Genomic DNA, 13088 nt, shown 5'->3' on the forward strand with positions numbered 1-13088 from the left:
CAGGAGCACGTCTTGCACCAGCGGAAGATTCAGAACACGTCCGGCTCCGTCACCGAGCTCGGCTTCGGGGCGTCCGTGATCGGCAACCTCTACCGGGTCACCCCGGCCGGTGAGGCGGCAGCCGCCGTCGACGCGGCCTGGGAGGCCGGAATCCGGTACTTCGACACCGCACCGCACTACGGCCTCGGTCTTTCCGAGCGTCGTCTGGGCGCCGCCCTGCGGGGCCGCCCGCGCGATGAGTACGCCATCTCCTCCAAGGTGGGCAGACTGCTGGTGCCCAACGAGGAACCGCGCGGCGTGGACACCGAGGGCTTCGTCGTACGGGACGACCTGCGCCGGCAGTGGGACTTCAGCCGGGACGGCGTGCTCCGCTCCATCGAGGAGACGCTGGAGCGGACCGGTCTGGACCGGCTGGACATCGTCTACCTGCACGATCCGGACGCTCACTGGCGGCAGGCGGCCGAGGAGGCCATGCCCGCGCTCGCAGAGTTGCGCGACCAGGGTGTGATCGGCGCGATCGGCGCCGGAATGAACCAGTCGGCGATGCTCGCCCGCTTCCTGCGCGAGACCGCAGCCGACGTGGTCATGCTCGCCGGGCGCTACACCCTCCTCGACCAGTCCGCGCTGGATGACGTCCTGCCCGCCGCACAGGAACACGGCAAGAGCGTCGTCGCGGTCGGCGTCTTCAACTCGGGACTGCTCTCCCGCGACCGGCCCGCCCAGGGCATGAAGTACGACTACCAGGACGCCCCGCCGGAGCTGGTCGCCCGCGCACGGGCGATCGCCGAGGTCTGCGCAGGCCACGGGACCACTCTGCCCGCCGTCGCGATCGCCTTTCCGTACACCCATCCCAGTATCATCAACGTCACCCTCGGCATGCGGACCGCGGAACAGGTCGGACGGAACGTGGAACTCCATGATCAGCACGTCCCGGACGGACTCTGGGACGATCTCCGCGCTCAGGGGCTGATCAGGTCGGATGTGCTCATGGGGCACGGTGGGGGGATGTGCGGTGTCTCTGACGGACAAGGCCATTGAGGAAATCCGTGAGCTGATCCGGTCCGGTGCGCTGCCCCCGGGGTCGAAGCTTCCACCGGAGCCGGACCTGGCCGCCCAGCTGGGCCTGTCCCGCAACCTCGCCCGCGAGGCGGTCAAGGCGTTGGCCGTCGCCCGGGTCCTGGAGGTCCGGCGGGGGGATGGCACGTATGTGACCAGCCTGCAGCCGAGCCTGCTGCTGGAGGGGCTCGGCGGCGCGGTGGAGCTGCTGCAGGGCGATTCGGTCGCGCTGCAGGACCTCATGGAGGTACGGCGGCTCCTCGAACCGATGGCCACGGCCCTGGCCGCCACCCGGATCTCGGACGGCCAACTAGCCGAGGTGAAGCGGCACTTGGACGCGATGCGCGAGGCCCGCGAGGACGTCGAACAGCTCAACGCCCACGACGCCGCGTTCCATCGCGCCGTCGTCGCGGCCACGGGCAACGAGACCCTCCTCACTCTCCTCGAAGGGATCTCCGGCCGCACCCTGCGCGCCCGCATCTGGCGCGGTCTGGTCGACGACAAGGCCGCGGCCCGCACCCTCGCCGAGCACGAGGCGATCTTCAACGCGCTGGCCACCCGTGACTCCGCCCTCAGCCAGGCCGCCGCACTGCTGCACGTGAGCAACACCGAGCAGTGGCTGAGGGAACACCTGCGCTCCGGCGAACCCCTCCCCTTCGGAACGACAGCGCGGAAGTGACGGGCCGCTCGTGGAGCCGCTCCGGCCTGCCCCGGCGGTGGCTCCGTTCAGTAGCCGTAGATCATCTTGTAGGCGACCTCGGGGAGAAACTGTCCGGCCGAGGAGCCGGTGCCGGCGCCGCAGTTGCCGTCGGACTCACCGGGAACCTTGATCCACAGGAGCATCTCGGCGCCTCCGCCCAGCCGGGTGGGGGTGCCGGTCCGGCGGCCTGAGGGGTTGCACCACTGGCCGTTGGAGCCGTTGCCGTTGCGGCTGGTGTCCACGACGAACGGCTTGGTGTAGCCGTACCGGGCACTGAGTTCACTGTTGACGGCGTTGCCGTACGCGGTGTTCTCGGCCGTGGTCAGGTAGTTGGAGATGTTGAGCGAGAAGCCGTGGGCCTGTCGGAGGCCTGCTTCGTGGAGGCGCCGGGCCATGGTCGGCGCGCTCGCCCAGGCCGGGTTGCCGGCGTCGAGATAGACCCAGGTGTTGGGAGCCTGGCGGTTGAACTCGGCGAGCGCGCCGGTGAGCATGCCCTCGCGTTCGTCGATCTGGGCCTGGGTCATGCAGCCGTAGTCCCCGAGGGAGTCCGGTTCGAGGACGACGACGGCCGGGCGGCCCGCGATCCCGCCCGCGAACTGGGCGATCCAGTTCGTGTAGGCGGACGGCGAGGAGGCTCCACCCGCGGAGTGCCCGCCGCAGTAGTCGCGGTTGTAGATGTTGTAGGCGACAAGGATGGGCAGCTTGTCCCGGGCGTCCGCGGCGCCCACGTACGCGCCGGTGGCGGTGCCGATGGTGCCGCTCCAGGAGCCGAACCAGCGCGCCGTCGGGGTGCCTGCGATGGAGGCGTTGATCGCGGGCGCCCGGCCGTCACCTTGGTTGGCGGCGACCCACCGCTTCGCGCTGGAGTCGGGGTCCACGTAGAACCCGTTGGTCATGGTCGTCGGGTCCGCCGCGTGGGCTGACGTTGCGGTGGCGAGCGCCAGCGGCAGCGAGGAGAGCGCTGCTACGAGGGCGAGCAGTCTGCGGCGCATGACGGTACCTCGGCTTTCTGACAGGGATGCGTCCGATGGCCGGCGGTGAGCGTGGGGAGCGCTCCCATCGGAAGCGCTCCCCACGGCCCGATCGGTCAGCAGGTCGAGTTGGTCTGGGTCAGGAGTCCGAGCCGCCACGGGAGGAGGTTGTAGTCGCCACCCGCGCCCGGATTCACGCCCTGGTAGAGGTACTGGAGTCGGCAGGCGGGAATGGTGAGTGTCTGGTCGTAGCCTGCGCGGATCATCTCGCCGTGACTGACGTCCTTGCTCCAGGCGCCCGAGGGGAAGCTGACGTTGTTGGCCCGGGCGAAGGGATTGCTCTCGGATGCGGCGAGCTGCGTCCAGGAGCCGGCGAGGCTGCTCGTCGTCCATGACCGGAAGTAGCGCCGCCCGTCGGACCCGATGGCTTCGACGAGGAGCAGGTACTGGTTGCTGCCTTGCACCTTGTACACGTTGCTCGCTTCGAACAACGCGTTCTTGGAGTCCTGCAGCGCGATGACCGTGCTCGTGAACCCGTTCGGGAACTGGCCGACGGTCGTCTGGGAGCGGTACAGGTGTCCGTTGTCGTCGGAGGAGAACAGGTAACAGTTGGCGCTGTCGCAGATCACCCACATGTCGACCCAGTAGCCGTTGCCGATGTTCCGCCGGATGATGTCGGGCATCGACGAGTAGAAGTTGCGCGGGGCGCTCCACCCATTGGGGTTGCTGATGTCGGGGTTGGTGGAGTACGAGGCGTTGCCGGTCTGGTAGACGAGGTACCACAGGCGTTGCGGCGCGTTGTAGAAGACCTGCGGCGCGGCCCGGTAGCCGGTGCCGATGGCGGTGCGGTCCAGGTAGTGGTGGGTGGCCGAGCCGGCCTGGGACCAGTCGCTGAAGTTCAGGTACACCAGGTTGTAGCCGGAGGAGCTCGCGGTGCTGGCGAACACGTGGTACTTGCCGTTGTAGTAGACGACCGTCGGGTCCTTGATGCCGGCGATGTTGTGGGTCGCGTCCGGCTTCGGCGCGATCAGCGGGCCGCTGGAGCTCCACGAGTACCTGCCGGGCAGGGCGGCGGCAGGCTTGGCCGAGCGAACTGCCTTGCTCTGAGCGGTGGTTGATCCCCTCGCGGCGGTGGGCGTGCCGCCCAGCGCGGTCAGTGCCGCGTTGTAGGCCGGCTTCTTGTTGCCGCCCCGGTCGAACAGCAGCGGGTTCTCGTTGCTGCGCCAGGAGTCGCTGTCGCGGATGCCCCAGACCGTGATGCCGGTGCACCGCGGGACGTTCATGCAGGCCCTGACCGTGTTCGCGTACGCGGTCGGCGAGGCCTGCGCGATGTCCAGTTCGGTGATCTGGACGTCCACGCCGAGGGCGGCGAAGCTCGACAGTGTCGTCTGGAAGCTGGCGGGGGGACCGCCGGTGCCGAAGTGGGCCTGGAGGCCGACGCAGTCGATGGGCACGCCGCGCGCCTTGAAGTCGCGCACCATGCGGTAGACGCCCTGGGTCTTGGCGGCGTTCCAGTCGTCGATGCTGTAGTCGTTGTAGCAGAGCTTGGCCGCAGGGTCGGCCGTCCGAGCTGTGCGGAAGGCCTGTTCGATGAAGCCGTCGCCCAGCAGGTTCTGGAACACCGAGGAGCGGTGCTGGCCGCTGCCGCCGTCGGCGAAGGCCTCGTTGACCACGTCCCAGGCGTAGATCTTTCCCTTGTAGTGGTTCGCCACGGTGGTGATGTGGTTGTTCATCACGGATCGCAGGGTGTTCGCGTCCCTGATGGAGCTGACCCAGCTGGGCAGTTGGGAGTGCCACACCAGGGTGTGGCCACGCATGCGCTGACCGTGGGACGTCGCACGGTTGACGATCTGGTCGCCGGGACCGAAGTTGAACGAGCCGCGGGACGGCTCGGTCGTGTCCCACTTCATCTCGTTCTCGGGTGTGACCATGTTGAACTCGCGGTCCAGGATGCGGGTGTACGTACCGTCGCCGAGGCGGCCTGCGGCCACCGCGGTGCCGAAGTACCGTCCGGACTGGGCCGCTTGGGCGCCCAGGGTGGAGGCCCGAACGGTGTCGGGCGCACCGGTCGCGCCGGTCGCGGTCCCGGGTGTCACCAGGACGGTCGCGGCCAGCAGGCCCAGGACCGAGGCTCGGCGACAGCCGAGCCGTTTCAGCGGGTTCACGGTTCTCCTCGGGTGGGTGGGGGGTTGGGTGGTGCGATCGGTGGGTCTTCAGGGCGTGGTCAGCTCGAACCGTGCGATGCGCACTGAGCCGCCGAGTGCCTGGGTGGCGTGGTTGAAGAGGGCGAATCGGTAGCCCATAAAGAACTGCCAGTTGTTGCCCAGGGAGAAGGCGGGGCCGAGGCGGGTGAAGTTGGTGCCGTCGGTGCTGTAGGAGAAGGTTCCGGGGCGGGGCGCGCCGGGGTGGATGTCCGCGTTCGCGCGCAGCCAGATGCGGCTGCCGGAGATGGTGGCGCTCGCGGCCTCGGTGCCGGTGCCGGTGGTGTTCCAGTTGCCGTCCATGGTCAGCCCGTTGACCATCGCCACCCGTGTCGTACCGCCGTCGCGTTTGACGCCGATCCAGGCGGAGGAGTCACGCAGCAGCGCGAGTCCGGCGCGGTCGCCGTCGCGCATCGCCGAGAAGTCGAGCTGGATGGTGGCGGTCGAGGTGGGGCCCTGGATGCGGTGGGTGAGGGTGTTGCGGGCCCCGTAGAGGTCGTTGGTGACGGTGGCGGTCCGCAGGGTCAGTCCGTTGTCGACGGACCACTTGGTGTTGTCCGGGTTGTGGTTCCACTCCCACCTGGGCTTGAGGGTCGTACCGTCGAAGGTGTCGACGCCGGTCATGGGGGTGACCTGGCGGGGTGGAGCGGGCACGGCCGGGCTGGGATACGTGGTGCCCCAGGCGCCGTTCACGAGTTGCACGACGGGCCAGCCGTCCGGGGTCCAGGTGACCGGTGCCAGGGCGGGCATCCGTCCGCCGGGGTAGGCGTCGACGAAGGCCAGGTAGTACCAGGCGCCGCTCTGCGTCTGCACCAGCCCGCCCTGGTGGGGGACGCCGCCGCCCGGGATCGGCCCGCGCAGGTCGAGGAGGACCTGCCGCATCGTGTACGGGCCGAAGGGGCCGCTCGACGACTTGAGGATGTACTGGCCGTTCGCGGGCCGGGTCACGAAGATGTAGTACTGCCCGTTGATCTTGTAGAAGCGGGAGCCTTCGAGGGTGCCGACGCTCGACGGTGTGGTGAACACCTGTTGGGTGCGGACCTGGTTGCGGCCGTCGGGCGAGAGCTGGGCCACGCTGATGGTGGTGTTGCCGTACGCCACGTACAGGGTGTCGTCGGTGTCGACGAGCAGCCCCGCGTCGTAGTGCGGCGTCCCGATCGTGGCGAGCCTGTTCCACGGTCCCTCGACGGCGGTGGCGGTGTAGACGTACGTCTTGGCGAAGTCGATCTGGCCGAGCCAGTAGAAGGTCCGGTTGCTCGGACGGTAGGCGAGCGAGGACGCCCAGATGCCCCGGACGTAGCCCCGGGCGCCGTTCAGGTCGTACTTGGCGCCGAAGTCGAGGACGGGTACCGAGTGGCCGGCGATCTCCCAGTGCACCAGGTCGTACGAGCGCAGGACGGGTGCGCCCGGCGAGTAGTGCATCGTCGAGGCCGAGGCGTAGTAGGTGCTGCCGACGCGGATGACGTCGATGTCCGCGAAGTCCTGCCAGATCACCGGGTTGGTGTACTCCGCGGCAGCCTCGAGGTCTGTACCGGAAGCGGCCACGCTCTCGGAGGCCGCGGTCAGCGGGAGGAAGGCACCGGCGGCCAAGCCTGTGCCGGCCGTCAGCGCGCGGCGACGGGACATTGCTTGATGAGTCCATGACATCTGCACGCGTGGCGTTCTCCTTCTGTGGCCCAGCCGTTGGTGGTTGGAGTTGTCCGGAGGTGCCCTGCTGGATCGCGCGGAGTGGCTGCTCTGTATACGAGATGTCGAACGCGGATCGGCTTGCCGAGCATTCTGGATGATAGGGGGCCGGTGAATCCCGTCAATACTTCGCGCACGAATCGTTGGAGTCTTCGAAACATTCGAAGATATTTGATCCCATGTCAGCGAGGGTTACTTGCCCGGATAATGCGGATACATCACATTCGGCAAGCCTGTGTGGCCGGATCGTCAAGGCGGTGCGGTGATGAGTGTTGACATGTTCGACGGCCTCCCTAGTATCCATGAGGTCCTAGTTTCCGAATGGTTCACAAAATTTCGAACCGCTCATCTCTCTTCTGTCCAGTGTCATGGACGTGACATCGATCTTCGTGTCACCTGCCATGCCGCCCTTCCGGAAATGGAGCCCTTGGTGCCCAGACGATCAGGCGGACGGCTGTTCCGCCTCCTCGCGACCATCGTGCTGACGGTCACCGCGTCCGTGACGGCCTCCGCTCACTCCACCGCCTCGTCCGCGCCTGGCAGTCCGGCGCTCACCCCACCGTTGGGTTGGAACAGCTGGAACAGTTTCGGGTGCGGGGTCACCGAGGCTCAGGTTCGCCAGGCCGCCGACGCGATGGTGTCCTCGGGGATGCGGGACGCCGGTTACCGCTACGTGGTGGTCGACGACTGCTGGTTCGACCCGCAGCGCGACGCGGCCGGCAACCTGCGGGGCAATGCGGCCAAGTTCCCCAGCGGGATGAAGGCGCTCGGGGACTACATCCACAGCAAGGGCCTGAAGTTCGGCATCTACCAGGTGCCGGGCGAACGCACGTGCGCGCAGACCAGCGGCGCCTATCCCGGGTCGACGGGCAGCGGGGGGCACGAGACCCAGGACGCCGCCACGTTCGCCTCCTGGGGCGTCGACTACCTGAAGTACGACTGGTGTTCCTCCAGCGGCACCCGTGACGAGCAGGTCGCGCGGTTCACGCTGATGCGCGACGCCCTGCGCGCCACCGGGCGGCCGATCGTCTACAGCATCAACCCCAACAGCTTCCACGCCATCACCGGCGCCACATACAACTGGGGCGAGGTCGCCGACCTGTGGCGGACGACCGAGGATCTGCTCGACATCTGGCAGAACGGCAACACCAACAGCTATCCGATGGGCGTCGGCAACGTCCTGGACGTCACCGCACCGCTGGCGGCGCAATCAGGCCCGGGACACTGGAACGACCCCGACATGCTGGTCGTCGGCCGTCCAGGTCTGTCACTGACCGAGTCCCGCTCGCACTTCGCCCTGTGGGCACTGCTGAGCGCCCCGCTCATGGCCGGCAACGACATCCGCACCATGTCCCCTGACGTGAGCGCGATCCTGCGCAACCCGCGCCTGCTGGCAGTGAACCAGGACCCGCTGGGCGCGGGCGGGCGCAGGGTGCGCGACGACGGCAGCACCGAGGTGTTCGCCAAACCCCTGTCCGACGGCTCGGTCGCGGTCGGCCTGTTCAACCGGGGTGGCAGCACCGCGACGGTCAGTTCGACAGCGGCTCAAGTCGGCCTGTCGGGCGGGTCGTTCACCCTCACGGACCTGTGGACCGGCGGTACGTCGAGCACGTCCGGCCAGATCTCGGCGAGCGTCCCCGCGCACGGCGTGGCCGTGTTCCGGGTGAGCGGTGGCAGCCCGCTGGCCGCCACCACCTCGCGGCTGCGCGGCACCGGATCCGGTCGCTGCGTGGACGTGGACAACGCCTCCACCGCGGCCGGGGCGACGGTACTGCTCTGGGACTGCCACACGGCCGCCAACCAGCTGTGGACCACGTGGGGCGGCGGCGAGATCCGCGTCTTCGGCGACAAGTGCCTGGACGCCTACAACCAGGGCACCGCCAACGGCACCCGTGTCATCACCTGGTCCTGCAACGGCCAGGACAACCAGAAGTGGACCGTCGGCTCCGACGGGTCGCTCCGCAACGTCCACGCCGGGCTGTGCCTCGACGCCGACCAGGCCGGCACCGCCAACGGGACCCCGCTGGTCCTGTGGACCTGCGACGGCCGGGCAGGACAGAAGTGGAGCCGGTCGTGAGGGAGTTGCGTTCCTCTCCCCGCCGGGGGCGATCACCCGTCGGCCGCCGACTCTTGGAGGCGATGATGATTCCGGTCCGAACCTTACCCACCACCGGCACGAGGCCGGCCCGGGCGGTCGCCTGGACCTTGGCCCTCGTGCTGGCGTTCGCCGTCGTCCCCGCCGCTGTGCAGCCCACGGTGGCCAGGGCCGACAACCCGATCGTGCAGCACGTCTACACAGCCGACCCGGCCCCGCTGGTGTACAACGGGCGGGTCTACCTCTACACCGGACACGACGAGGACGGCTCCACCTACTTCACCATGAAGGACTGGCGGGTGTGGTCCTCCGCCGACATGGTCAACTGGACCGACCACGGCTCGCCGCTCAGCCTGGCCACCTTCAGCTGGGCGTCCGCCGACGCGTGGGCGGGCCAAGCCGTCCAACGGGGCGGCAAGTTCTACTGGTACGTGCCGGTGAAAACCCGGGCGACCGGCAGAATGGCCATCGGCGTGGCGGTGTCGGACAGCCCCACCGGACCGTTCCGGGACGCCCTCGGCCACCCGCTGGTGGAGAACGGCGAGTTCGACCCGACCGTCTTCATCGACGACGACGGCCAGGCCTACCTGTACTGGGGCAACCCGAACCTGTGGTACGTCAGGCTCAACGCCGACATGACGTCCTACTCGGGCAGCCCCACCAAGATCCCGCTCACCACCGCGGGGTTCGGCACCCGCACCGGTGACCCCAACCGCCCCACACTGTTCGAGGAAGGCCCGTGGGTCTACAAACGGGGCGGTCTGTACTACCTGGTGTTCGCGGCCAAGTGCTGCTCGGAGTTCATCGCCTACTCCACGGCGCCCGTTCCCACCGGCCCGTGGACCTACCGGGGGACGGTCATGCCGACCCAGGGCGGCAGCTTCACCAACCACCCGGGGATCGTGGACTTCAAGGGCAACTCGTACTTCTTCTACCACAACGGCGCACTCCCGGGCGGAGGCGGCTACACCCGTTCCGTCGCGGTGGAGAAGTTCTCCTACAACGCCGACGGCACCATCCCCACGATCACCATGACAGGCACGGGCGCTCCACAGGCCGGCACGCTCGATCCGTACGTGCGCCAGGAAGCCGAGACCATCGCCTGGGGTTCCGGGATCGAGACCGAACCGTCCAGTGAAGGCGGAATGAACGTCGGCTGGATCGAGAACGGCGACTCCATCAAGGTCAAGGGCGTGGCCTTCGGGACCGGCGCCTCCTCCTTTCGCGCACGCGTCGCCTCGACCACCGGCAGCGGCACCGTCGAAGTGCGGCTCGGCGGTCTGAACGGACCGGTCGTGGGCCGGTGCGGCGTGCCCAACACCGGTGGCTGGCAGGCCTGGACGACGGTGACCTGCCCGGTCAGCGGCGCCACCGGGACCCAGGACCTCTACCTTCGTTTCACCGGCGGCAGCGGCTATCTGCTCAACATGAACTGGTGGCAGTTCACCCCCGTTGGCGCTGTGGCTGCACGACGGTGACCCAGCCCCCTGTCTGCAGATGGCGTAGATCCAACAGAGAAAGGGGATTTGCCATGAAAGGGAAAAGACATCCCTTATGGGGCGCCGTGCTGGCGGCGCTGCTCGTCCTGGCCACCGGAGGAACGGCAGTCGGCAGCAGCGCTCACGGCGCGAACACGTCGCTCACGGCCCCCGAAACGGTCGCCGCGCGCGCCGGCGCCGCCGCCCCGACCGCAGGGTGCGGCAAGGCTCCCACCCTGACGAGCGGCACCTACACGATCCAGAGCGGCGGCAAGAGCCGTACCTTCATCCTGCGGGTCCCGGACGGCTACGACCGCAATCACGCCTACCGGCTGGTCTTCGGGTTCCACTGGCTGGGCGGCACCTCCACCGACGTCGCCACCGGCCGCACCGTGGAAACGGGCACCTGGGCCTACTACGGACTCCAACGACTGGCGAACAACAGCACCATCTTCGTCGCACCCCAAGGGCTCAACAACGGCTGGGCCAATGCCGGTGGCGAGGACGTCACCCTCGTCGACGACATCCTCCGGCGCATCGAGACCGACCTGTGCGTCGACACGACACAGCGCTTCGCCCTCGGCTTCAGCTACGGCGCCGCCATGTCGTACGCCCTGGCCTGCTCCCGCGCGACGGTCTTCCGCGCGGTCGCCGTCCAGAGCGGCGGGCAGCTCAGCGGATGCAGCGGCGGCACCCAGCCCATCGCGTACCTCGGGGTGCACGGCCTGCGTGACAACGTCCTCGGCATCTCCGGCGGACGGGAGTTGCGGGACAGGTTCGTCAGGAACAACGGCTGCACCCCCCAGACTCCGCCGGAGCCGGCCCAGGGCAGCCTGACGCACCGGGTCACCACCTACGCGGGCTGCTCGGCCGGACATCCGGTCGCCTGGGCCGCCTTCGACGAAGGGCACATCGCCGCTCCGCGGGACGGGGCTCCAGGGGACAGCGGATCCACCTGGGTGCCGCAGGAGGTGTGGAAGTTCTTCACGCAGTTCCAGACCTCCGACCCGCCGCCGGGGACGGCGACCTGCCGGGTCACCAGCACCGTCAGCGCCTGGAACACCGGCCTGACGTCGAACATCATCATCGCCAACACCGGCACCACCGCGATCGACGGCTGGTCCCTCGTCTTCACCCTGCCCGGCGGCCAGACCATCACCTCCGGCTGGAACGCCGGCTACTCGCCCGCCTCCGGCCAGGTGACGGCCAGGAACGTCGCCCACAACGCCACCATCGCTCCAGGCGCGTCGGTCGACATCGGCTTCCAGGCGACCCACACCGGCAACACCGCTCCGCCGAGCTCCTACGCCCTCAACGGCACGGCCTGCGCCGTCACGGGGAGTGCGGCGCCGAAGTGACGCACATCCGGGTGGTGTGCCGGGGCCTGCAGGCACCGCCGGTGTACCACGGTGAGGGCATTGTCCAGCGGACCCAGGTGTTGGTGAGGGCCTGCACGGTCGAACCGCCAAGGTCTGCCAGCTTGGTGCCGGCGAAGTCGCGCGCAGTGTTCGACATACGGGCGTCCAGGACCCTTGCCCCGGACCGGTGGGTCTGGTTTTGTACCGCGCTACAAGTGCGTGATCACGGAGACATGAGGAGAACGAGCGGCGTGGAGCAGGGAACGCGGTCGAGCACCAGGGACTCCCTGCCGGAAGGGCTCGGTCAGGCGATACGGGAGACCGCCAGGGCCATCGCCGCGCTCCTGGACGGTGCGACGGACATGACCGTTCCCGTACCGGGGTTGGAGTGGACCGTCGGCGAGACGGCCGCCCACCTGGCACTCGCCAACGGCCTGATGGCCGATCTCGCGTCCGGCCAAGAACGCCTCTACGGGGACGGCACACCGCAGAGCATCGCGGCGGCCAATGCGCAGAGTCTCATCGAGTTTCCCGAGCGCGGGGCGGAACCGCTGGCCGTGATGCTCGTGGAGCAGGCCGACGGGTTCCTGGACGCGGTGGACCGAGCCGTGGCGGCCGGGACCGCGGACCGGACGCTCCTGACCCCGCTCGGTCCCATGGACCAGGACGTACTCGCCTCGTACCTGCTGACCCACATGCTGGGCCACGGTTACGATCTCGCCCGTGGGCTGCGTCGGCCGCACATGATCAACGAAATGCGGGTCGGGCTGTGCCTGCCGTTCCTGAAGACGGCGATGCCGCGCATCGCAGCCACGTCCGCGCTGACGGCCCGCTACACCTTGCGCCTCCGAGGCGGCGCGGCATTCGGCGTCACCTTCACCGACGGCACGGTCGAGGTGCTTCCTGACCCGCCGGAGCGCTCGGACTGCACCATCCTCACCGAGCCGGTCGCCTTTCTTCTCATCGCGCTGGGACGTCTGGGCCCGTGGCAGGCCATGGCGCGCGGAGGCGTGCTCGCCTGGGGCCGCAAACCCTGGCTCGCCCCCCGCTTCCCCACCCTGTTCGACGCACCCTGACCTTGGCCTTCCTGTGCCAAGCCCGGCTTGCTTGAGTTTGGTCCGGGCGCCTTCGATGCGGCGGTTCTCGGTGCCGGTTCCCCGGGCTTCGCCGATGTCCATCGGACGGCGCCTTTCACCGGTCCGTCGCGCCGTCGCCGACGACGAGTTCGGGGTCGCGCGTGCCCCGGCGGCGGCAGTCGCACAGAAGATCGGCTCACGACTCGGTGGACTCGGGCAGGCCCTCGGCCAGGGCATGGTCCGGATCGTGATCGTCTCTTCGGCGCCCGCATGATGGCGGCTGTCCGCGAACCGTGCGACGACGGTGAACGCGCGGACAGACATGGATCCCCGCGGGTCGAAGGCGGGCCGTGTGGACGGTTGGCCTGGCCGCGGGTGCCCCTCACCCCCGGCCCTGTCCGACAACGCGGGCGGTACGGGGCCAACGTCCGCGCCTTCCCGACCTGGGATCGGTAGAAGTCCCGGCA

At 68.8% G+C, this 13088-nt stretch carries 10 protein-coding genes; 7 read left to right on the top strand and 3 right to left on the bottom strand.

The genetic code is table 11. The features are described from left to right. The first annotated feature begins 12 nt into the window (after positions 1-12). Positions 13-1038: an aldo/keto reductase gene (locus AB5J56_RS39405; RefSeq protein WP_369240314.1), complete on the top strand. Its 1026-nt coding sequence runs from the start codon at positions 13-15 to the stop codon at positions 1036-1038. Beyond that, a complete protein-coding gene (locus AB5J56_RS39410) occupies positions 1013-1735 on the top strand; it encodes a FadR/GntR family transcriptional regulator (RefSeq protein ID WP_369240316.1) in 723 nt (240 codons plus the stop codon). The genes AB5J56_RS39405 and AB5J56_RS39410 overlap by 26 nt, the downstream gene beginning before the upstream one ends. A 47-nt stretch (positions 1736-1782) precedes the next feature. Here AB5J56_RS39410 and AB5J56_RS39415 read toward each other — a convergent pair whose 3' ends face one another. From AB5J56_RS39415 to AB5J56_RS39425, 3 genes are all read right to left on the bottom strand, one after another. After that, positions 1783-2748 (bottom strand): glycoside hydrolase family 6 protein, encoded by a 966-nt coding sequence (locus AB5J56_RS39415; RefSeq protein ID WP_369240317.1) that lies wholly within the window; start codon positions 2746-2748, stop codon positions 1783-1785. 95 nt (positions 2749-2843) lie between these two features. Beyond that, the gene (locus AB5J56_RS39420) at positions 2844-4892 is read right to left on the bottom strand and encodes a non-reducing end alpha-L-arabinofuranosidase family hydrolase (protein ID WP_369240318.1); all 2049 of its coding nucleotides are present in this window, start codon (positions 4890-4892) and stop codon (positions 2844-2846) included. A 48-nt stretch (positions 4893-4940) separates the two neighbouring features. After that, a complete protein-coding gene (locus tag AB5J56_RS39425; RefSeq protein WP_369240319.1) occupies positions 4941-6554 on the bottom strand; it encodes a glycoside hydrolase 43 family protein in 1614 nt (537 codons plus the stop codon). Positions 6555-7044: 490 nt separating this feature from the next. Between AB5J56_RS39425 and AB5J56_RS39430 the strand changes: the two genes are divergently transcribed. The 5 genes from AB5J56_RS39430 to AB5J56_RS39450 all read left to right on the top strand — a co-directional run bounded on the left by AB5J56_RS39430 (position 7045) and on the right by AB5J56_RS39450 (position 12895). Next, positions 7045-8691, top strand: a complete 1647-nt coding sequence (locus tag AB5J56_RS39430) for an RICIN domain-containing protein (RefSeq protein ID WP_369240320.1) — start codon at positions 7045-7047, stop codon at positions 8689-8691. A gap of 137 nt (positions 8692-8828) precedes the next feature. Continuing rightward, positions 8829-10187 (top strand): glycoside hydrolase family 43 protein, encoded by a 1359-nt coding sequence (locus tag AB5J56_RS39435; protein ID WP_369240322.1) that lies wholly within the window; start codon positions 8829-8831, stop codon positions 10185-10187. 53 nt (positions 10188-10240) lie between these two features. Next, positions 10241-11545, top strand: coding sequence for a cellulose binding domain-containing protein (locus AB5J56_RS39440; RefSeq protein WP_369240324.1), 1305 nt, complete (start codon positions 10241-10243; stop codon positions 11543-11545). A gap of 233 nt (positions 11546-11778) precedes the next feature. Beyond that, positions 11779-12621, top strand: a complete 843-nt coding sequence (locus AB5J56_RS39445) for a maleylpyruvate isomerase family mycothiol-dependent enzyme (RefSeq protein WP_369240326.1) — start codon at positions 11779-11781, stop codon at positions 12619-12621. A gap of 94 nt (positions 12622-12715) precedes the next feature. Beyond that, the gene (locus tag AB5J56_RS39450; RefSeq protein WP_369243191.1) at positions 12716-12895 is read left to right on the top strand and encodes a hypothetical protein; all 180 of its coding nucleotides are present in this window, start codon (positions 12716-12718) and stop codon (positions 12893-12895) included. Positions 12896-13088: the final 193 nt, after the last annotated feature.

Origin of the sequence: Streptomyces sp. R21, from assembly GCF_041051975.1 — a bacterium.
GTDB lineage: Bacteria > Actinomycetota > Actinomycetes > Streptomycetales > Streptomycetaceae > Streptomyces.